Origin of the sequence: Pseudomonas sp. L-22-4S-12, assembly GCF_009799935.1 — a bacterium.
Taxonomy (GTDB): Bacteria; Pseudomonadota; Gammaproteobacteria; order Pseudomonadales; family Pseudomonadaceae; genus Aquipseudomonas.
Genome location: NZ_WELL01000008.1, coordinates 57,566 through 77,201 on the forward strand (window position 1 = coordinate 57,566; position 19,636 = coordinate 77,201).

General features: G+C 66.6%; 15 protein-coding genes, 1 tRNA gene and 2 riboswitches. Of the genes, 1 reads left to right on the plus strand and 15 read right to left on the minus strand.

From position 1 onward, the window contains the following. Positions 1 to 85: 85 nt before the first annotated feature. Positions 86 to 1,309 (plus strand): YihY family inner membrane protein, encoded by a 1,224-nt coding sequence (locus F3I16_RS17660; protein WP_160494869.1) that lies wholly within the window; start codon positions 86 to 88, stop codon positions 1,307 to 1,309. Between the two features lie 331 nt (positions 1,310 to 1,640). On the opposite strand, the gene F3I16_RS17665 is transcribed toward F3I16_RS17660, so the two are convergent. The 15 genes from F3I16_RS17665 to F3I16_RS17735 all read right to left on the minus strand — a co-directional run bounded on the left by F3I16_RS17665 (position 1,641) and on the right by F3I16_RS17735 (position 19,168). Then, positions 1,641 to 1,714 (minus strand) — tRNA-Gly (locus F3I16_RS17665). A 135-nt stretch (positions 1,715 to 1,849) separates the two neighbouring features. Beyond that, on the minus strand, positions 1,850 to 2,731 hold the full coding sequence (locus F3I16_RS17670) for an alpha/beta fold hydrolase (RefSeq protein ID WP_160494870.1): 882 nt from the start codon (positions 2,729 to 2,731) through the stop codon (positions 1,850 to 1,852). A 379-nt stretch (positions 2,732 to 3,110) separates the two neighbouring features. Beyond that, complete coding sequence (locus F3I16_RS17675) at positions 3,111 to 3,803, minus strand: pseudouridine synthase (RefSeq protein WP_160494871.1); 693 nt, start codon at positions 3,801 to 3,803, stop codon at positions 3,111 to 3,113. A gap of 3 nt (positions 3,804 to 3,806) precedes the next feature. Next, the gene (locus F3I16_RS17680) at positions 3,807 to 4,016 is read right to left on the minus strand and encodes a cysteine-rich CWC family protein (protein WP_160494872.1); all 210 of its coding nucleotides are present in this window, start codon (positions 4,014 to 4,016) and stop codon (positions 3,807 to 3,809) included. Further along, positions 4,013 to 5,497 carry a sensor domain-containing diguanylate cyclase gene (locus F3I16_RS17685; RefSeq protein WP_160494873.1) on the minus strand — a complete coding sequence of 495 codons (1,485 nt, stop codon included), beginning with the start codon at positions 5,495 to 5,497 and terminating at the stop codon, positions 4,013 to 4,015. The genes F3I16_RS17680 and F3I16_RS17685 overlap by 4 nt, the downstream gene beginning before the upstream one ends. Positions 5,498 to 5,567: 70 nt before the next feature. Then, positions 5,568 to 6,392, minus strand: coding sequence for a DUF4824 family protein (locus tag F3I16_RS17690; protein WP_160494874.1), 825 nt, complete (start codon positions 6,390 to 6,392; stop codon positions 5,568 to 5,570). Beyond that, entirely contained in the window at positions 6,389 to 7,456 is a 1,068-nt protein-coding gene (locus F3I16_RS17695) for a DUF2157 domain-containing protein (RefSeq protein ID WP_160494875.1), read from the minus strand. The genes F3I16_RS17690 and F3I16_RS17695 overlap by 4 nt, the downstream gene beginning before the upstream one ends. Positions 7,457 to 7,634: 178 nt before the next feature. Beyond that, positions 7,635 to 9,440, minus strand: coding sequence for an allophanate hydrolase (atzF, locus tag F3I16_RS17700; RefSeq protein ID WP_160494876.1), 1,806 nt, complete (start codon positions 9,438 to 9,440; stop codon positions 7,635 to 7,637). Positions 9,441 to 9,562: 122 nt separating this feature from the next. Further along, the gene (gene uca, locus F3I16_RS17705; protein ID WP_160494877.1) at positions 9,563 to 13,201 is read right to left on the minus strand and encodes an urea carboxylase; all 3,639 of its coding nucleotides are present in this window, start codon (positions 13,199 to 13,201) and stop codon (positions 9,563 to 9,565) included. A 192-nt stretch (positions 13,202 to 13,393) separates the two neighbouring features. After that, on the minus strand, positions 13,394 to 14,029 hold the full coding sequence (locus F3I16_RS17710) for an urea amidolyase associated protein UAAP2 (protein WP_160494878.1): 636 nt from the start codon (positions 14,027 to 14,029) through the stop codon (positions 13,394 to 13,396). Positions 14,030 to 14,040: 11 nt separating this feature from the next. Then, positions 14,041 to 14,769 carry an urea amidolyase associated protein UAAP1 gene (locus tag F3I16_RS17715; protein WP_160494879.1) on the minus strand — a complete coding sequence of 243 codons (729 nt, stop codon included), beginning with the start codon at positions 14,767 to 14,769 and terminating at the stop codon, positions 14,041 to 14,043. Between the two features lie 10 nt (positions 14,770 to 14,779). Then, the gene (locus F3I16_RS17720; RefSeq protein ID WP_160494880.1) at positions 14,780 to 15,703 is read right to left on the minus strand and encodes an ABC transporter ATP-binding protein; all 924 of its coding nucleotides are present in this window, start codon (positions 15,701 to 15,703) and stop codon (positions 14,780 to 14,782) included. After that, positions 15,700 to 16,515: an ABC transporter permease gene (locus F3I16_RS17725; RefSeq protein ID WP_160494881.1), complete on the minus strand. Its 816-nt coding sequence runs from the start codon at positions 16,513 to 16,515 to the stop codon at positions 15,700 to 15,702. The genes F3I16_RS17720 and F3I16_RS17725 overlap by 4 nt, the downstream gene beginning before the upstream one ends. A 100-nt stretch (positions 16,516 to 16,615) precedes the next feature. Further along, positions 16,616 to 17,683 (minus strand): putative urea ABC transporter substrate-binding protein, encoded by a 1,068-nt coding sequence (locus F3I16_RS17730; protein ID WP_160494882.1) that lies wholly within the window; start codon positions 17,681 to 17,683, stop codon positions 16,616 to 16,618. A 71-nt stretch (positions 17,684 to 17,754) separates the two neighbouring features. Beyond that, a riboswitch (guanidine-I (ykkC/yxkD leader) is annotated at positions 17,755 to 17,868 on the minus strand. Positions 17,869 to 18,091: 223 nt separating this feature from the next. After that, positions 18,092 to 19,168, minus strand: a complete 1,077-nt coding sequence (locus F3I16_RS17735; protein WP_160494883.1) for a putative urea ABC transporter substrate-binding protein — start codon at positions 19,166 to 19,168, stop codon at positions 18,092 to 18,094. A 56-nt stretch (positions 19,169 to 19,224) separates the two neighbouring features. After that, a riboswitch (guanidine-I (ykkC/yxkD leader) is annotated at positions 19,225 to 19,339 on the minus strand. Between the last annotated feature and the right edge of the window lie 297 nt (positions 19,340 to 19,636).

The window sequence follows — 19,636 nt, forward strand, 5'->3', positions numbered from 1 at the left end:
GATGGGTCGCATCTAGCCTGAGGTGGGCGCTATTCTACCCACCTCGGCGCGGATCAGCGCAGTCCAGCATGGCTAAGGAGAGGGAATGCGTCAGCGCCTAGAGGATGTTACGGAGTTCTGGCGTTTCCTGGTTCAGCGCTTCTTCGCCGACCGCGCTACCCAGAGCGCAGCCGCGCTGACCTACACCACCCTGTTCGCGGTGGTGCCGATGATGACCGTGACCTTCGCCATGCTCTCGGCGATCCCGGTCTTCCAGGGCATGGGCGAGGACATCCAGAGCTTCATTTTCCGCAACTTCGTGCCGTCGTCCGGGGCCACGGTGCAGGAGTACCTGCGCGAGTTCACCGTGCAGGCGCGCAAGCTGACCTGGGCCGGGGTGATCCTGCTGGCGCTCACCGCGTTCATGATGCTGGTGACCATCGAGAAGGCCTTCAACACCATCTGGCGCGTGCGCCAGCCGCGCCGCGGCGTCTCCAGCTTCCTGCTGTACTGGGCGATCCTCAGCCTGGGCCCGCTGCTGCTCGGCGTGGGCTTTGCGGTCAGCACCTACATCACCTCGCTGTCACTGCTGTCCGGCCCCCATGCGCTGATCGGCGCCAAGACCCTGCTCGGCTTCGCTCCGCTGCTGTCCAGCGTCGCCGCCTTCACCCTGATTTACGCCACCGTGCCGAATGCGCGGGTGCCGCTGCGCAATGCGCTGCTCGGCGGCCTGTTCACCGCCGTGCTGTTCGAGGTGGCCAAGGCGCTGTTCGGCCTGTTCGTCAGCCTGTTTCCCGGCTACCAGCTGATCTACGGCGCCTTCGCCACGGTGCCGCTGTTTCTGCTGTGGATCTACGTGTCCTGGCTGATCGTGCTGTTCGGTGCCGAGCTGGTGTGCAACCTGACGGCCTCGCGGCACTGGCGCCGCCGCGCGCTGCCACGGCTGCTGGTGCTGCTGGGCATCCTGCGGGTGTTTCACGAGCGCCAGCTGCGCGGCGTGCCGCTGCGCCATGGCGACGTGCAGCGCGAAGGCTGGCTGCTGCCGGAGGACGAGTGGGAGGAAGTGCTCGACTTCCTCGAGGGCGAACACCTGGTCTGCCGGGTCAGCGGTGGCGGCGGTTGGGTGCTGTGCCGCGACCTGGAGCATTTCAGCCTGCATCAACTGCTCAGCCGTAGCCCCTGGCCGTTGCCGCGCCCCGGGCAATTGCCGGACAAGCTGGATGACGAAGTCTGGTATCCGGGCCTGCGCCGGGCGCTGGAGATGCTCCATGAAGAACAGGCGGCGCTGTTCAGCGGCAGCCTGGCGCAGTGGCTGCGTGGCGCCGACTGAGGCCGGGGCGTAGCGGGGTGACGAAATTCGCGGTTTACCGTTTTACCGACATCGTCTTCACGAAAGTTTCACGGATCAGGCCATAGCCTGATTCCACTGAAATCCCCAAGATGCAGTGCTCCTTTGGCCCCGCCCGCGTGCGGGGTTTTCTTTTTCTGGGTCATGGAGCCAGGCCCTAGGAAGAAATGAGCCTGAGGCTACCCCTCGGCCATCAGCGCTGCGATGCGCCGCGCATGCCGTCTGTGCAAGCTGTCTGGCGCTCTTTGGCCTGATCCGGCAAGCGGCAGAAACGAAAAAGCCCTGCATGAGCAGGGCTTTTTCTTTGAAGTTCTGGAGCGGGCGAAGGGAATCGAACCCTCGTCATGAGCTTGGGAAGCTCAGGTAATGCCATTATACGACGCCCGCTTGGGCGGGTGACTTTGTACCAGAATCGATTGCCGAGGTGAAGCCACGGCGCAAGAAATACCTGCGTCGTGGCGTACGCCGTTGCCGCCGGCAGCCGCGGCGGGGCCTTGTCGGGCTGCCGGCTGGCAACGGGGTTCAGCCGGCGAGGGCGGCACTCTCGGCCATGGCCACGCTGCGCTGGCGCTGGCCCAGCGGTTGCTGCAGGTAGCCCAGCAGGGTGTCGCGGGTCTGCAGCCAGGCGCCCTTGTGCTCCATGTCGAGGAAGTGGCCGGCCTGGTCGATGCTGCGGAACTCGCTGTGGCGCACGTACTGGGCGAACAGGCGGGCATCCTCGACTGTGGTGTACTCGTCCCACTCGCCGTTGACGAACAGCGTGGGAATTTCGATTTCCGCGGCGAAGCTGGTGCAGGAACGCCCTTCCATGTTCAGCACGTTTTCCACGTGGAAGCACATCTGCTGGTACTCGTAGACTTCCAGACTGGTCAGGTGGCGATGGTTGTAGCGCTTGTACAGCGACGGCAGGTGCTTGCCGATGGTGCCGTTGAGCAGCAGGCCGGCGTTCTCGCGGTCGCAGGCCTTCATCACCGCCACGCCGCGCTCCAGGTAGCCGAGCATGGCCTGGTTGGTGACCGGCGAGAACGAGTTGATCACCGCCCGGACGATGCGCCGCGGCCGGCGCGCCAGGGCCTGCAGGGTGGCGATACCGCCCCAGGAGAAGGACAGCACGTGGTCGCAGGCGAACTGTTCGACCAGTTCGAGGAGGATGTCGGCTTCCTCTTCGCGGGTCATCAGGCGCGTGTGCTCGTTGTGCTCGCGCGACTGGCCGGCATAGGGCAGGTCGAACAGCACCACATTGAAGTGCGGGTAGAGATAGCGGACGGTCTGGGCGAAGGACGCCGTTGTCGACAGTGAACCGTTGACCAGAATGATGGTGTGCTCGGCGCTGTCGGCGCGGTAGAACTCCGTGTAAACCCGGTATTGCCCCTGGATATCCAGCACAGCGGTTTCTGGTTTCATCGTACATGCCCCTGACGTGCAGTGTTGCGGACGCGCAGCCGCAGGAACGCGAGCTGCACGAGCTTCAGGACAGGTAGGCATGCGCCTGGAAAGTGGGGGCCCTTGTCGACGGGTACAGGCTGGCCGACAGGTATTGTTATTGGCGGGCGATTTTTCGGTTCGGGAATCGACCGAGGAGGAGTGGCGTCACTCCGCTTCGATATGATCGGGGGCAGTCCCGTTACAGGTGCCGTGGCACCCTCAACCAAAAAAGTTTTCTTAGATGCTGCTTATGACTTGCTGGTCACTTACGGACCTTGGATTTGATTCAAGCAGGCTTGTGTGACCGAAGCAAGTCACTCGCATGGCTGATTTCGCAACTTCTGCCGGACGGTAGCACTCAGACCAGAGCTGCTTCCTCGGCACTCAGCGCCCGGTATTCGCCAGGCGCCAGACTCGGGTCGAGTTGCAGCGGGCCCATGCGCTCGCGGTGCAGGCCGATGACCTTGTTCTGGAAGTGGCCGAACATGCGCTTGACCTGATGGTAGCGACCTTCGTGCAGGGTCAGCAGGGCGCTGTGGCTGTCGAGAATCTGCAGTTCGGCGGGCAATGTGGTGAGGTTCTCGTAGGCGAAGTACAGGCCCCGGGCGAACACCTCGATGTACTCGGCGGTGATCGGCTGTTCGGTCCGTACCCGGTAGACCTTGCCCAGGCGGCTGCGCGGTTCGGTCAGGCGGCGCGACCACAGGCCGTCGTTGGTGAGCAGCAGCAGGCCGCTGGTGCCCAGGTCGAGACGTCCGGCGATATGCAGCTCGTGCTTGTCCGGCTCGTCGAGCAGATCGAGCACGGTGCGGTGTTCAGGGTGGCAGGTGGCGCTGACCACGCCGAGCGGCTTGTGCAGCATGAAGAAGCGCGCCGGCTTGCCGGCCTGCAGCAGCTGGTCGTCCAGTTCGATGCGGCTGAATTCGCGGACCTCGCAGCGGCCGTCGCGCACCGCTGCGCCATCCACCCGGATGCGCCCGCTGGCCAGCAGCAGGCGGGCGTCGGCGCGGCTGAATTGCGCCAGGTTGCTGAGGAAACGGTCGAGACGCACGGCTCAGTCCGCGGCTTGCGGGGCGCCGGGCAGGCCCTGGGCGCAGCGCGGGCACAGGCAGGCGCGGTCGCGCTGCTCGGCCGGCAGGCTGTCGAGCACGGCCGCATCGACCGGGCTGTGGAAGCACCAGCAATCCGTCGCGGGCTCGCTCTGCCCGGCCTGGGCGCAGCGGTTGAGCTGGCCGCAGCGCGGGCAACGGCTGGCGTCGCTCATGCCGGCGGCTCGAAGGTTTCTTCGCAGACGCGGTTGCGCCCGGACTGCTTGGCCCGGTACAGCGCCCGGTCGGCGCGGGCGATCAGGCGGTCGAGGCTGTCCTCGCCGTGCAGTTCGGTGAGGCCGATGCTGGTACTCACCTGCAGGTTGACGCCATTGAAGGGGATGCTGCTGGCGGCGCTCTGCTCGCGGAGCTTCTCGGCCAGCAGGCGCGCCGTGGCGCTGTCGGTGTCCTTGAGCAGGAGGATGAACTCCTCGCCGCCCCAGCGGCAGATGATGTCGGACTGGCGCAGGTTGCCCTGCAGGGTCTGGGCGAAGCCGCGCAGCACTTCGTCACCGGCCAGGTGGCCGTAGCTGTCGTTGAGCTCCTTGAAGTGGTCGAGGTCGATCAGCAGGGCGCAGAGCGGGCTCTGGCTGCGCTGCGCCTCGTTCAGGGCCTGGCCGGCCAGCAGGTTGAAGCCGCGGCGGTTGGGCAGGCCGGTGAGCACGTCGGTGGTGGCCAGGGTGGCGATGTGGCGCTGGTAGCGGCGCATGGCCAGGTACACCAGGAACAGCACCATGGCGCTGATCAGCGCGCAGATCAGCAGGTTGAGGTAGAGGGTGTGGCGGATGCCGGCCAGGGCGCCTTCCTCGTGCTTGTCGACGAACAGGTACCAGTCCAGTTCGGGGATGAAGCGCACGTTGAGGAAGTGGCCGCGGCCGTGCTCCTGATAGTCGTAGTGGCCGCTTTGCGGCTGCGGCAGCTTGGCCAGCAGTGCTTCCAGGCCGGCCACGCTGCCGAGTGCCTGCCCGGCCCGGGCGCCCAGCGGCCCGCCGCTGGCCCCGGTGAGGGCGATGCGACCGCTGCTGTCGACGAAATACACGCTGCGCTCGTAACGTTGCTGGTAGTCGTCGATCAGCTTGACCACGGCATCGACGGTGAGGCCGACGCCGGTGGCGCCGATGAAGTTGCCGGCATAGTCGAAGACCTTGTAGTTGATGAAGAAGGTCAGCCGGTCCTGGTTGGCCATGTCGACATCGACGTTGATCTCGTAGGGCTCCTGCATCTCGCGCACGCGGAAATACCAGACGTCGCGCGGCTCGCTCGGGCTGACCTGCTTGAGCACGCCCTTGGCCTGGTAGTAGGTGTGGGTCTTCTCGGAGATGAAGAAGCTGGTGAAGGCGCCGTAGTGTTCCTGCACTTCGCGCAGGTAGCGGGTCATCTGCGCGGGATCCTGCTCGCCGCTCATCACCCAGTCGCGGACGAAGGTGTCGCGGGCCATCATCGAGGAGATCACCACCGGGCGCACCAGGTCCTTCTGGATCTCCGAATAGATGTTGTCGGACGTCAGCGGCAGTTCGGTGTTGACGATGCTGTGGCGGATGTTGTCCCGCGAGGTGTAGTAGCTGACCAGGGCGGTGGCGGTGAAGCCGCTGAGCAGCAGGGCGAGCAGCAGCAGGAGCAGCAGGGTCTGGGCTTTGCGCGAGTGACGGAGTGGCATGGAAAGGGGCCCTGGAGTAGTGGCTCCATGCTAGCGCGCCGGCCGGGCCGGCGTCACCGGCCCTGGCGGGTTATTCGGCGAGGCCGTGGATGGCGCTGATCCACGGCTCCAGGCGCTGGCCATAGTTGACCCGGGCCTGGAAGGAGGGACGTTGTTCGCTCGAATAAGCGGCGGGCAGACGCTCGGCCAGCAGGCTGCGCCAGGCATGCGGCACGTTGAGGCTGCTGTTGTACAGCTGGCTGATCTGCCCGGTCAGTTGGCGCACGTCGCCGCTGCAGTCGCACCAGGCGCTTACCGTGCCGGGGACCAGGGCATAGCGGCTGCGGTCCGGATAGCGCTGGCGCAGGCTGGCGGCATCCAGGCCGACATCGATGGCGAACAGGCGGCTGGCGTGCTGGCGTTCGCTGGCGAGGTCCTCGCGCGCCAGTTTCTCGCGGATCTGCAGTTGTTCATCGTCCGGTAGCTGGGCGAGGGCCTGGCTGGCCTGCTGCAGCTCGGCCTCGGTGCGCCGCAGTTCGGTCTGGTAGGCCGGGCCATCGAGTTCCAGCACCACCAGCACCTGGCGCTTGCCATGGCGCTGCCGGTAGTCGGGGTCGCGTTCGTCGAGCGGGGCGAAGCCCAGGGCCAGCAGTTGCTCCTGCTGCAGGGGGCGGCGCTCGTAGCGGTTGCTGGCGTCGGCCGGGCGCGGGCTGCGCCAGTCCAGGCGCAGGGCCAGGCCGCTGTTTTCCCGGCTGGGCCCCTCATGGTCGCGCAGCAGCTCGCGCTCGGAGAGCAGCAGGCTGCTCTCCGGCTGGCCCTGGCGGTTGTACCAGACGCCGGCCAGGGCCACGGCATTGGTCAGCAGGATCAGGGCGAGGCCGGCCAGCAGGCCGTGCCGGGTGGTGAGCGTGATCATGCGCGGGCCCCCTTGTGGCTGCGCCGCAAGCGCCCGAGGACCAGCAGGGTGAGCACCGCGACCAGGCCAAGCAGGAGGAAGAACAGGTACTTGGGCAGCACGTCCCACCACCAGTCGACCATCTTGATGCCGAGAAAGACGATGAAGAACAGCTGGCCGGTCAGCGCCACGTCCGTCCAGTCGCGCCGGGTGCCGAGCCAGATGGCCAGGGCCGAGGCGACAAAGCCGAGCAGCTGGTAGCCGTTTTCGATGCTGGCGGCGGAGAACGGCAGGTAGCTGCCATGCCCCCAGTTGGCCAGCACCAGCATGGGCACGAACAGGGCGAGCAGACCCATGATCCGGTAGGTGGCGGCGAAACCGCTGAAGCGCGCCTGGCTGACGAACAGCGGCAGGAGGAACGCCAGCAGCCCACCGGGCAGGAAGTTTTCCGGATGTTCGCCCGCTTCCAGCCAGAAGAACCCGCTCCATGCACACAGCCGTGTGCCGCTGTAGGCCAGCAGGCAGGCCAGGCCGGCGACCAGCAGCAGGCGCGCGTTGCAGCCATAGGCCAGCAGCAGGGCGAGGGCGGCCCAGGGCAGCAGGGCCTTGTCCGAGGGGGTGATATTGAAGATCTGCCCGAGCATGCTGATGTTCAGCACGAAGCAGGCGAAGGCGAGCAGGGCGGCCAGCTTGCTGAAATAGCCGGACGGGTCGCGCCGGCGGATGGCGAAGGTCAGCAGCAGGCTGCCCAGGGCGAAACCGCCGAGAATGGCGACCTGCGTCGTCTCGCTGAACAGCCCCCAGAACTGGTAGAAGAAGAACAGCAGGCTGGCGGCCAGGGCCAGGGCGCCGAGCAGCGAGACGATGCGCATGCTCAGCGACAGGCGCTTGCTCTGCCGCGTGTGGTCGATGTCGAAACGGCTGCGGTACTGCGCCAGCAAGTCCTGGTGGTGCAGTTGCAGTTGCTGCAGCTGCTGGTTGCCGAGCGCCAGCGCCTGCTCCTCGTGCAGGCGCTCCACCTCGCGGTAGAACGCCTGGATATCGTCGGCGCGGTGCTGGGCCTGGTCGCGGGTGAGTGACGGCATACGGTTCCCTGTGCGTGCTGTGCCCCGGCAAGCGGGTGACTCCCTCAATGCAAGCACTCTAAACCCGAAGCGCAACCCCTGCCAGACAAGCTGCTGCGTGATGAAGCAGCAGCGGCCTGCTGGATTTACCTGCCGCCGCGGGCTTGTCGGTGCGCATGGCGCAGCCTAGGCCAGCGCTTCAGGCCTTGCTCTGCAGGTAGGCCTTCCAGCCGCCGAAACGGGTGATGTCCTCGGCGCCTTGCAGGCCGTAGCCCTCGCAGATAAAGCCGGTTTCCCAACTGCCGTCGGCCAGCTGCACCTTGCCCAGGCCCAGCGGCGCGGGGATGCCGGTGAGGAACGAGCCCAGCTCGGCGCTCGGCAGTTCCCAGACTTCCACGGCGATGGCCACGCCGCCTTCGGCGACCCGGACCATGCCTGGGCGTTGCACCGGGCCACCGGCCAGGGCGTACAGCCGGTAGTCCGGCGAGCTCTGCGTGGCCAGCAGCAGGCGGCCGCCGCGTTGCCTGAGCTGCCAGTTCAGCGGCAGGCCGTCCAGATGCGCGCCGCACACCACCACGCGGGCGCGGTCGTTGCGGGCGAGGGTGGCCGGGGCCTGCGCATCCAGCGTGCGCTCGCCGGCCAGCGGCAGGCCGGTTTGGCGCTGCAGGCCGTCGGCCAGGCTCAGCAGGTACTGGTCGGTGCAGGCGCGGCCGAACAGGGTCACGCCCCAGGGCAGGCCGTTTTGCATGAAGGCGCTGGGCACCGCGACGGCGGCGTAGTCGAGCATATTCATGAAGTTGGTGTAGTAGCCCAGGTCCGAGTTGCGCTTGACCGGTTCGGCATGCAGTTCGTCCAGGGTCACCGGGCGCGGGTAGGCGGGGGTCAGCACGCAGTCGACCTCGGCGAGGAGGCGGTCGCAGATCGCCTTGAGCGTCTGCAGGCGGTACTGGGCGCGGAAGGTGTCGACGCCGCTGACGCCGGGCGCCTTTTCCAGCACGGCCTTGATCACCGGCAGCACGGCGTCCGGCTGCTGCTCGATCAGCGCGCCGGCGACGCTGTAGCGCTCGGCGACCCAGGGACCTTCATAGAGCAGGCGCGCGGCTTCGAGGAAGGGCGCGAAGTCGATTTCCATCGCTTCGCCGCCCAGGGCCTTCAGTTGTTCGATGGTCTGCGCGAACAGCGCCGGGCTTTCCGCGCAGCCGAGGAATTCCAGCTGCGCCGGCACGCCGAAGCGGAAGCCCGTGCGCGGCTTGCCGAAGGCACTGGCGTCGTTCCACAGCGGATTGCTGCGGCTGTATTCGTCGCGCGCATCCAGCCTGGCGGTCAGCGCCAGCAGCTGGCTGGCCTCGGCCGCGGTGGCGGTGAAGTAGGTGACGCAGTCCAGGGTGCGGCAGGCGGGCACCACGCCGGCGGTGGAAAGCAGGCCCTTGGTGGCCTTGAGGCCGACCAGGTTGTTCAGCGCCGCCGGCACGCGGCCGGAGCCGGCGGTATCGGTGCCGAGGGCGAAGCTGGCCACGCTGAGCGCCACGGCCAGGGACGAGCCGGCGCTGGAGCCGCCGGACGGGTAGTCCGGGTGCACGCTGTTGCGGCATTCACCGTAGGGCGAGCGGGTGCCGTTAAGGCCGGTGGCGAACTGGTCGAGGTTGGTCTTGCCCAGGGGCACGGCGCCGAGGGCGATCAGCTGCTCGACGACAGTGGCACTACGTTCGGGCACATAGGCGAAGGCCGGGCAGGCGGCCGTGGTCGGGATGCCGGCCAGGTCGATATTGTCCTTGATGGCAAACGGCACGCCGTACAGCGGCAGCTCGGCGGTTGACTTGTCGTCCAGCGCGGCCAGGTAGGGTTCCAGCTGTTCCACGCTCAACAAGTGGATAAACAGGTTGAACTCGGGGTTCAGCGCCGTGGCCTGCTCGTGCAGGGCGGCGATCAGCTGGCGCGGGGTCAGGCTGCCGTCGCTGTAGGCGGTTTTCAGGGCGCCGAGGCGCAGGTCGAAGTCGAATTGCATGATCAGTGTCCTCGGGTAGGTTGAGCCGCGCAGTGGCGAAGCCCAACAAACGCTGCCGTGTGCCAAGTCGTTGGGCTTCGCTGCGCTCAACCCAACCTACGTAATCCGCTATGGGGTTAGATTCAGTTCTCTTCCAGCACCACCACGCGCTGGCCGGCACGCACCGGGGATCCCGGTTGCACGCGCACTTCGCGGACCACGCCGTCGCGCGGGGCGAGCAGGGGGATTTCCATCTTCATCGACTCGAGGATCACCAGCACATCGCCGGCTTTCACCGCGCTACCGGACTCGACCTGCACCTGCCAGAGGTTGCCGGCGATATGGCTGTCGATGCCGTGCTGGCCGGCACCGAGCGGGGCGTCGTCGCCCAGCTCGGGCGCCACTTCCTCGCTCTCGTAATGGGCCTGGCCGGAGGCGATCCAGCGCTGGCGTTCGGCGTCGAAGGCGGCGCGTTGCTGGTTGCGGAAGGCGTCGATGCCCTCGGCTTCCTCGGTGAGGAAGGCCTGGTAGTCGGCCAGGGCCAGTTCGCTGTCCTCGATGCGCAGCTCATGGCGGCCGAGCGGGAAGTCGCGGCGGATCTGCAGCAGGTCGGAGGCCGACACCGGGTAGAAGCGGATCTGGTCGAAGAAGCGCAGCAGCCAGGGCTTGCCGTGGAAGGCTTTGAGGTCGCGATAGCGGTTCCACATCTGCAGGGTGCGGCCGACGAACTGGTAACCGCCGGGGCCTTCCATGCCGTACACGCACATGTAGGCGCCGCCGATGCCCACCGAGTTCTCGGCGGTCCAGGTGCGCGCCGGGTTGTACTTGGTGGTCACCAGGCGGTGGCGCGGGTCCAGGGGGGTGGCCACCGGCGCGCCGAGGTAGACGTCACCGAGGCCCATCACCAGATAGCTGGCGTCAAAGACAGTCCTGTACACCTCGTCGAGGTTGGGCAGGTCGTTGATGCGGCGGATAAATTCCAGGTTGCTCGGGCACCAGGGCGCGTCCTTGCGCACCGTGGTCATGTACTTGTCGATCGCCAGCTGGCAGGCCGGGTCATCCCAGGACAGCGGCAGATGCACAATGCGCGACGGCACCTTGAGGTCCTGGGCGTTGCACACCGCGTCCCACTCGCCGGCGACGGTGTCGAGCAGTTGCTGTAGTGGCAGGGTTTCCGGCTGGTAGTGCACCTGCAGCGAGCGGATGCCGGGAGTCAGGTCGATCACGCCGTTGAGCTGTTTGGCTTCCAGCGCCTGCATCAGCGCATGGCCGCGGAAACGCAGCACCAGGTCCAGTTCCGGCTGGCCGATTTCCAGCAGCAGGTGGGTATCGCCGGAGAGGCGGGCGACCAGGCGTTTGTCGGCTGTGCCGATGTCCAGCACGATGGGCGAGGTGAGCGTCGCCGTTGTGGGAGCGGATTTATCCGCGATGGCGGTGCTGCCTGCTTCGCGAATGAATTCGCTGCCACAGAGAGCCGTGCATTCCTGCTTCCTTGCTTTCGCCAGCTCTCGCGCCGTAGCGATATTCACCGGCAGGAACCTGACCTTGTCACCGGCCTTGAGCTGGCCGAGCTGCCACAGGTCCGCCTCGATGATCGTCACCGGGCAGACGAAACCGCCCAGGCTCGGGCCGTCCGGGCCGAGGATCACCGGCATGTCGCCGGTGAAGTCCACTGCGCCGATGGCGTAGGGGTTGTCGTGGATATTCGACGGGTGCAGGCCGGCTTCGCCGCCGCTGTCGCGCACCCACTCCGGTTTCGGTCCGATCAGGCGCACGCCGGTGCGGCTGGAGTTGAAGTGCACTTCCCAGTCGGTGGCGAGGAAGGTCTCGATGTAGGCCGGGGTGAAGTATTCCGGCGCGCCGTGCGGGCCGTAGATCACACGGATTTCGCGGACGGAGGGTAGGGCGGTGCACAGCTCGTTGGGCAGTTGTGCGCCGCTGTCCACGTCGCTCAATGCCGGGATATGCAGCACATCGCCGGCGCGCAGGGCACGACCGCCGTGGCCGCCGAACTGGCCGAGGGTGAAGGTGCTTTTGCTACCCAGATACTCCGGCACCTGCAGGCCGCCGCGCAGGCACAGATACGAGCGGGCACCGCTGCCGGCGATGGTGCCGAGGCTCAGGGTGCTGCCGGCCTTGATCAGCAGCGCGGTGTTCATCGGTTGCTCGGCGCCATCCAGGCTCAGCGGAATCGCCGCGCCGGTCACCGCCACCACCGCATCGGTGTTGAAGCGCAGCAGCGGGCCGCTCATGGTGATTTCCAGGCCGGCGGCGCCCTCAATGTTACCCAGCAGGCGGTTGCCCAGGCGCAGCGCACGGTCGTCCATCGGCCCGGACGGCGGTACGCCGACCGCCCAGTATCCGAGGCGACCGGGGAAGTCCTGCACGGTGGTCTGGGTGCCGGCGGAGAGCACCTCGAAAGTGTGCGCCGTATAACGCAGGCCTTCCAGGCAGCGGGTCCACGGCTCGCCGCTGGCGAAGGGGGCGTCGACCAGGATCTGCCGCAGGTACTGGCTATTGGTTTCCACACCGTACAGCAGGGTATCGGCCAGGGCTTGGCTGAGTGCGGCGCTGGCTTCCTCGCGGGTCGGTTTCCAGGTGATGACCTTGGCGATCATCGGGTCGAAGTAAGGCGGAATCTCGCAGCCGGCTTCGACCCAGGTGTCGATGCGCAGGGCCTTGCCGTCGGCCTTGGGGAAGTCCACGGCGGTGAGCAGGCCGGGGCTCGGCTGGAAGTCGCGGCCCGGGTCTTCGGCGTACAGGCGCGCCTGGATGGCATGGCCGCTGGGCTGCAGGCCTTTGGCCAGCTCGCTTAGCGGCGCCAGGTCGCCGGCCGCCAGTTCGATCATCCAGCGCACCAGGTCGACGCCCCACACCTGTTCGGTGACGCCGTGTTCGACCTGCAGGCGGGTGTTTACTTCGAGGAAGTAGAAGCGCTCGGCCTCACTGTCGTAGACGAACTCGACGGTGCCGGCGCTGCGGTAGCTGACCGCCTTGGCCAGCTTGATTGCCGCCGCGCACAGCTCCTCGGCCATGCCTGCCGGCAGGTTGGGCGCCGGGGTTTCTTCCAGCACCTTCTGGTTGCGCCGTTGCACCGAGCAGTCGCGCACGCCGAGGGCCAGCACTTCGCCCTGGCCGTCGCCGAACACCTGAACTTCCAGGTGACGGGCGCGCTGGATGTACTTCTCGATAAACACGCCGCTGTCGCTGAAGTTGTTCTGCCCCAGGCGCTTGACCGCCTCGAAGGCGTCGGAGAGCTCGGCGGCGCTGTTGCATACGCGCATGCCGATGCCGCCGCCACCGGCGGTGCTTTTCAGCATCACCGGGTAGCCGACCTGTTCGCCAGCGACCAGCGCGGCGTCGAGGTTTTCCAGCAGCTCGGTGCCTTCCAGCATCGGCACACCATGCTGTTTGGCCAGCGCTCTGGCGGTGTGCTTCAGGCCAAATACCCGCAGCTGCTCGGGCGTCGGGCCAACAAAGGCGATGCCGGCGGCCTCGCAGGCTTCGGCAAAGGCCGCGTTCTCGGAGAGGAAGCCGTAGCCGGGGTGAATGGCTTTCGCGCCGGTCTGCTTGGCCACGGCGAGGATCTTGTCGACCACCAGGTAGGTGCCGGCGGCCGGGCCTTCGCCGAGGCTGAAGGCTTCATCGGCCTGCTGGATGTGCAGGCTGGCGGCATCGGCCTCGGAGTAGACGGCCACGCCTTTGACGTCGAGCTGACGCAGGGTGCGCAGGATGCGGCAGGCGATGGCGCCGCGGTTGGCGATCAGGAGTTTGTCGAACATCTGCTTGCCCTCGGAAGGGTTGGCGGGCCGTCCCGCTGTATTCGGTCTGCACCACGGTCGTCCGTGGTTGAAATTCTGTCGTCCGGACTAGATCCGGGTGATGGCCTGTAGGTTGGGTTGAGCCTGCGAAGCCCAACATGGCGGCGTTGGGCTTCGCTGCGCTCAACCCAACCTACGATGGTGCATGCGCCATCAATCCCAGATCAGCACCTCGGCCGGGGTCGGGTTCCAGCCGTTGCAGGGGTTGTTCAGCTGCGGGCAGTTGGAGATCAGTACGATGACGTCCATATGCGCCTTCAACTCCACGTACTTGCCCGGCGCGGAGATGCCGTCCGCGAAGGTCAGGCCGCCCTCCGGGGTGACGGGCACGTTCATGAAGAAGTTGATGTTGGCGCCGATGTCGCGCTTCTCCAGGCGGCCGTCGTGCAGGCTGGCGCGCAGGAAGTTGTCGCGGCAGCTGTGCATATAGCGCTTGTCCAGCGCGTAGCGCACCGTGTTGCTCTCCTGGGCGCAGGCGCCGCCGAGGGTGTCGTGGCGCCCGCAGGTGTCGGCGCTGATGGTCAGCAGCGGGTTGCCCAGGTTGGAGTACAGGACGGTGCCGGTGGTCAGGTAGACGCTGTTCTGTTTGCGCAGGGTGCGTTGCGGGTCGTAGCGCTCGCGTGGGTTCTGCGCGCTGAAGAACAGCGTGTCGACCGCCTGGTTGCCTTCCAGGTCGAGCAGGCGCACGGTCTGCCCGGCTTTGACTTCGCAGAGGAACGGCTCGCCGGCCGGGATCTCGTGGCGGTAGACGGCGGCTTCGGGGTGCTTGTCGCTATGGGTAAGAGTCATGCTGGCAGCCCTCAGATATACAGACGTTCGGTGTTGTGGAAGCCGCGGTCGTTTTCCGGGCGCGAGGTGCGGCAGAGCACGCTGATGCCGTCGCTCTCGACCTTGCTCCAGCTCAGTTGCACCGGCTTGGGCGCGTACTCGGGATTCGGGTCCATGGGATGTTGCAGAGCAGTGAGCACCACCAGGCAGTCCATCGGCGCGTACAGCTCGATGTAGTCGCCGGCCTTGGAGTTGCCCGATTCGAAGTGGAAGCGGCCGTCGCCATCGACCGTCACCTTGCTGAACAGGTTGAGCGCCATCAGCAGGTCCTGCAGGTTGAGGTTCCACTTGCCCATCTCCACCAGCAGGTTGTCCACGCCGTTGCGGAAGTAGCCGTTGCGCAGTTCCTGGTAGCGCCCGCTGCCGTACTTCTCGGTGACTTCCTCGGCGTTCAGCACGCCACCGAAGCTGTCGTGCCAGCCGCAGGTGTCGGCGGTGATCGCCGCCAGCACGCGGCCCATGTCCGAGTACAGGCAGTGGCCGGCGGTGAGCTTGGCGGTGTGCTGGCACTTGAGGGTGTCGGGCAGGTTCAGGCGTTCGCTTTTCTCGGCGGCGGAAAGCAGTAGCAGGCTGACGTTGGCGCCGCCTTCGATATCGGTGATGCGCAGCAGTTGGCCGCGCTTGAGGACGAAGGAGGTGTGGCCGCCGCCGGGTACGAGTTCTTCGTACAGGCTGGGGCGCAGGGTGAGTGCAGCAGTCATGGCTAACTCCTTACAGGGCCGGTTGCGGCTGGCCGGTGATATGCGCCGGCAGCGCCTCGACGGCGGCGCGGGTGGCGCGGCGGTCGCTGTTCAGGGGGATGTCGTAGGTGATGCGCGCGCCGAAGGCGTTCGGTGCGTGCGGGTCGATACGGGTCTTGTCGAACACCAGCAGGCGGGTGCCGAGGCTGAAGCCTTCGCTGAGGTCGTGGGTGACCATGAATACGGTCAGCTTGGTCTCGTTCCACAGCTCCAGCAGCAGGGCGTGCATGTCCTTGCGGATGCCCGGGTCCAGCGCGCCAAACGGCTCGTCGAGCAGCAGTACGCGCGGTTTCATGATCAGCGCCTGGGCGATGGCCAGACGCTGCTGCATGCCGCCGGAGAGCTGGCTCGGGTACTTGTCCAGGGCGTGGCCGAGGCCGACTTTTTTCAGGATCACCTCGGCCTGGGCGCGGGCGTCGCGCTTGGCGGCGCCGAACAGCCGGCCGAGCAGCGGCGAGCGCGGCAGTTCCAGGCCGATGGCGACGTTGTCCAGCACACTGAGGTGCGGGAATACCGAGTAGCGCTGGAACACCACGCCACGGCTGCTATCCGGCTCGCCGGACAGTGGCTGGCCAGCCAGCAGAATCTCGCCACGGCTGGCGCGCTCCTGGCCCAGCAGCAGGCGCAGGAAGGTCGACTTGCCGCAGCCGGAGGCGCCGACCAGGGTGCAGAACTCGCCCTCGTTGATCGACAGGTTGAGGCGTTCCAGTACGACCTGATCGCCATACTGCTGCCAGACGTTTTTCACCTCGATAAAGGCGCCTACTGCGCGAGCCGCTGACTGCGTCGCGCGGTGCTCGCAATCCTCATGGACGAGATGTCCACTCCGGTTGCTGCGCTCCGGGCTTCTTGTCAGCGACTCGCTCGCTACGGCGCCGCTCTCTATGCGCTTCATGCCTTCGCTCCTTCATACCAGGGGAAGCACAGGCGGGTGGTCTGGCGCAGGCCCAGGTCCATCAGCCAGGCGAGCAGGGTGATCCACGCCACGTACGGCAGGATCACGTCCATCGCCATGTAGCGGCGCACCAGGAAGATGCGGTAACCGAGGCCGTCGGTGGCGGCGATGGCTTCGGCGGCGATGAGGAACAGCCAGGCCGAACCGAGTACCAGGCGCAGGGCGATCAGCAGGCGCGGCAGCAGTTGCGGCAGCACCACGCGCAGGATCAGGGTCCAGGTGCTGGCACCGAGGGTCTGCGCCTTGATCAGGATTTCCTGGGGGATTTCGCGGGCGCGCTGTTCCAGATCGCGGGCCAGCACCGGGGTGATGCCGATGACGATCAGCATCACCTTGGACAGCTCGCCCAGGCCGAAGACGATAAACAGGATCGGCAGGATCGCCAGCGGCGGCACCATCGACAGCACGGTCAGCAGCGGCGACAGCGGCGCACGAAACAGCGGCAGGATGCCCGCCGCGATGCCCAGGCACAGGCCGACCAGGGCGGCGATGCCGATGCCCATGCCGAGACGGGCCAGGCTCGCCGCGCTGTCCTGCCAGAACAGGTACTTGCCGCTGCGCTTGTCCTCGGTGAAGGCCAAACGGTCGATGGCGCTGACCATCTGGCTGGCGCTGGGCAGCAGCTTGTCGTTGGGGTTGTCCGTCAGCCGCGCCGCCGAGCCCGTGAAGTAGGCGAACAGCAGCAGGGCGAAGGGCAACAGGATCAGCAGCAGGCGGCCGCCGCGGTCCGGGTGTCGGTTGATCAGGCGCATGGATTGCCTCTGTATGAAGGTGGCGCGTAGGTGGGGGCTGAGGCACGAAGCCCAACATTGGGCAGGCGTTGGGCTTCGCAGGCTCAACCCAACCTACGGCTCAGAGCTTGCCGTCGGCCGCCATCTGCATGTAGCTCGGGTCGAAGCGCAGCTTGAGGTTGCCCTTGTCGCCGGTGGTCACGCCCTTGGCGAAGCCCATGCCGATGGCTTCGGCACTCTGCGCGCCCTCGCCGAGCAGGCCGTGGCTGAAGGAGAACTCGGCCACCTTGGTCATGGTCGCCGGCAGTTTCGGGCTGTTGGCGAAGGCCACGGCATCGGCGGCCGAGTAGAACATCTTGGTCGCCGCCAGCTGGGCTTCGTAGCCGGCCAAATCCGTACCCGATGCCTTGGCCATATGCTCGCGGGCGGCCTTGCCGGCAGGGGTGTCGGCGCTCATGGTGGCCATGATTTCGTACCAGGCGCCGGTCAGGGCTTTGCCCAGGGCCGGGTTGTCCTTGAGGGTGTCGCTGTTGACCACCATCAGGTCGATGATTTCGCCGGGGATCTGGCTGGAGTCGAACACCTTGGTCACGCCCGGGGTGGCTTCGATCTCGGCCAGCAGCGGGTTCCAGGTGGCCACGGCCTTGACGTCATCGGTGGCGAAGGCAGCGACCAGGTCGGCGTCGGAGGTGTTGACCACCTTGAGGTCTTTTTCGGCCAGGCCGGCGCGCTCCAGGCCGCGGGCCAGCAGGTAGTGGGAGACGGACAGCTCGACCAGGTTGACGTCCTGGCCCTTGAGGTCGCCCAGGGTCTGCTTCTCGCCCTTGAGCACGATGCCGTCGTTGCCGTTGGAGAAGTCGCCGATGATCAGCGCGGTGCTGTCCACGCCGCCCGCAGCGGGGATGGTCAGGGCGTCCATGTTGGTCATGGTGCAGCCGTCGAACCCACCTGCGCTGTACTGGTTGATCGACTCGACGTAGTCATTGAGCTGCACCACGTCGATTTTGATGTCGTACTTCTTCGCCCACTTGTCGACGATGCCCTGGGCGGCGCCGTATTCCCATGGCATCCAGCCGGCATAGATGGTCCAGCAGACGCTGAAGTCGGTCTTCGGGGCGGCGAGGGCGGGGAAACTCAGGGCGGCGGACAGGCCGGTAGCGATCAGCGAGGACAGCAGGGACTTGCGCATGGGTAGACCTCCAGTTCCAGGGAATACGGGCAGGAGCGGCGCGGCACGTGCCTGGCTGACCAGGTGGCGCGTTCTCCCGGGCTTTTATCCCGCCGTGTAACCCCGAACGAGGTCGCCAACTCTCGGACCAGTCACTTGCCGCACTCCGTGGAGAACGGCGAGCCGGAACCCTAGTCAGCCATTGCAAATTGTCGTGCCGCGCCCCTTGCGGGGTGCTTCTGCATGTTTGAGCTAAAGCGAACATCGTGCCAGCTGGCGCAAGGCCCTTGGCCTGGCGCTTTGCGCGGCCAGCCTGGCTATGGATGGGATGAGTGGCTGCGCCATCCTGGTGCGCGGTGTTCGTTGTTGGTGCCTGGGCGCGATCCTGGTCGCGCCCTTCGCGGATAAATCCGCTCCCACCACGGCGCGTTAAAGCCTGGCTTCGGCGGCCTGCTGCATATAGCTGGGGTCGAAGCGCAGCTTGATCTGCGCCGGGTTGCCCAGCACGCGGTTGCCGCTGAAGGAGATGCCCAGCTGCTGCAGGCCGTTGCCGTCGCTGCCGAGCAGGTGATGAGCGTCGGCGAAACCGGCCACGCGCTGCATCAGCAGGGGCATCTTGTCGCTGCTGGCGAAGGCATGGGCCGAGCGCGGGGCGTAGAAGGAGCGGATGGTCTTCAGTTGCAGCTCGAAGTCTTCCAGGCTGGTGCCTGCCGCAGTCGCCATCTGCGTGCGAGCGGCCTTGCCCTCGGCGGTCGGCATGCCCATCAGGCGCATGCCCTCGAACCAGGCGCCGGTCAGCGCCTTGCCCAGCTCGGGGTGGGCGGCCAGGGTGGCGCTGTTGATCACCAGCAGGTCGAGGATTTCCCCGGGGATATGGTGCGAGCTGAACACCAGGGTGCTGTCGCCGTCCTGGCGCAGGTCGGCGAGGATCGGGTTCCAGGTCACCACTGCATCGCCCTTGCCGCTGCGCCAGAGCTGGGCCAGGTCCTTGTCCGAGACGTTCTCGATCTTCACCTCGCTCTCGTCCAGGTGCGCCCATTCCAGGGCGCGGCCGAGCAGGTAGTGGGATACCGAGTTTTCCACCAGGAGGATGGTCTTGCCCTTGAGGTCCTTGATGTCGCGATCCGCGCCGCGGATCAGGATGCCGTCGGCGCCGGCGGAGAAGTCGCCGACGATCAGCGCGGTGGAGTCGACCCCGGCCGCAGCCGGGATGGTCAGGGCGTCCATGTTGGTCATGGCGCAGGCGGCGTAGTCGCCGGCGGTGTACTGCTCGATGGAGGCGACGTAGTCCGGCACCTGCTCGACCTCGATCTGGATGCCGTACTTCTTCGCCCACTTGTCGATGATGCCCTGTTCGGCCATCTGCCCCCAGAGCATCCAGCCTGCGTAGATCGACCAGCAGACCTTGAACTTGGGCGTTTCCGCGCTGGCGCCGGGCGCTTGCACAAACAGCAGGGCCAGCAGGCAGGCGAGAAGCAGACGGGCGAACAGGGAACGGCGGGGCATGGTTGACCTCAGGCAGAAGAGACGGGCACAGGATGGCGGCAGTCAGGCGCTGCGCGTTCTCCCGGGCTTTTGTCCCGCCGTGTGACCTCTGCCGAGGTTGTCCACTCTCGGACCAGTCGCTTGCCCGTCTCGTTGCGGAGCGGGCAAGCCGGAACCCTAGTCGACCATTGCGATGATGTACTGGTGCGATTGCGCGTGGCGGCAATCCTGTGTCCGCCCTGCCTAGCGAATGGCGTGCCAAAGCGTCTGCTGGGCGCCATTGCGCGGCCTGCCCGGTCGGCACGGAGCGCTCTGCCATGGGCCTTTGCACCAACGGCGAGCCACTTTGCGCCGAGCTGGTGCACCGGAAATGCGCGGATACAACTTATGCGCGGGGCCGGCTCGGCACTTCATTCGGGGGGCAAGAGTCAAAGCCTGTGGGAGTGATCCCGGGCGCCGATATTCGTCGGCGCCATCCCAGCGGTCGAA

Bases quoted from the DNA above. Each gene is read 5' to 3' on its own strand.
- uca (WP_160494877.1), bottom strand. From the start codon at position 13,201: ATGTTCGACAAACTCCTGATCGCCAACCGCGGCGCCATCGCCTGCCGC.
- F3I16_RS17720 (WP_160494880.1), bottom strand. From the start codon at position 15,703: ATGAAGCGCATAGAGAGCGGCGCCGTAGCGAGCGAGTCGCTGACAAGA.
- F3I16_RS17735 (WP_160494883.1), bottom strand. From the start codon at position 19,168: ATGCCCCGCCGTTCCCTGTTCGCCCGTCTGCTTCTCGCCTGCCTGCTG.
- F3I16_RS17680 (WP_160494872.1), bottom strand. From the start codon at position 4,016: ATGAGCGACGCCAGCCGTTGCCCGCGCTGCGGCCAGCTCAACCGCTGC.
- atzF (WP_160494876.1), bottom strand. From the start codon at position 9,440: ATGCAATTCGACTTCGACCTGCGCCTCGGCGCCCTGAAAACCGCCTAC.
- F3I16_RS17660 (WP_160494869.1), top strand. From the start codon at position 86: ATGCGTCAGCGCCTAGAGGATGTTACGGAGTTCTGGCGTTTCCTGGTT.
- F3I16_RS17710 (WP_160494878.1), bottom strand. From the start codon at position 14,029: ATGACTCTTACCCATAGCGACAAGCACCCCGAAGCCGCCGTCTACCGC.
- F3I16_RS17670 (WP_160494870.1), bottom strand. From the start codon at position 2,731: ATGAAACCAGAAACCGCTGTGCTGGATATCCAGGGGCAATACCGGGTT.
- F3I16_RS17690 (WP_160494874.1), bottom strand. From the start codon at position 6,392: ATGATCACGCTCACCACCCGGCACGGCCTGCTGGCCGGCCTCGCCCTG.
- F3I16_RS17725 (WP_160494881.1), bottom strand. From the start codon at position 16,515: ATGCGCCTGATCAACCGACACCCGGACCGCGGCGGCCGCCTGCTGCTG.
- F3I16_RS17715 (WP_160494879.1), bottom strand. From the start codon at position 14,769: ATGACTGCTGCACTCACCCTGCGCCCCAGCCTGTACGAAGAACTCGTA.
- F3I16_RS17695 (WP_160494875.1), bottom strand. From the start codon at position 7,456: ATGCCGTCACTCACCCGCGACCAGGCCCAGCACCGCGCCGACGATATC.
- F3I16_RS17730 (WP_160494882.1), bottom strand. From the start codon at position 17,683: ATGCGCAAGTCCCTGCTGTCCTCGCTGATCGCTACCGGCCTGTCCGCC.
- F3I16_RS17685 (WP_160494873.1), bottom strand. From the start codon at position 5,497: ATGCCACTCCGTCACTCGCGCAAAGCCCAGACCCTGCTGCTCCTGCTG.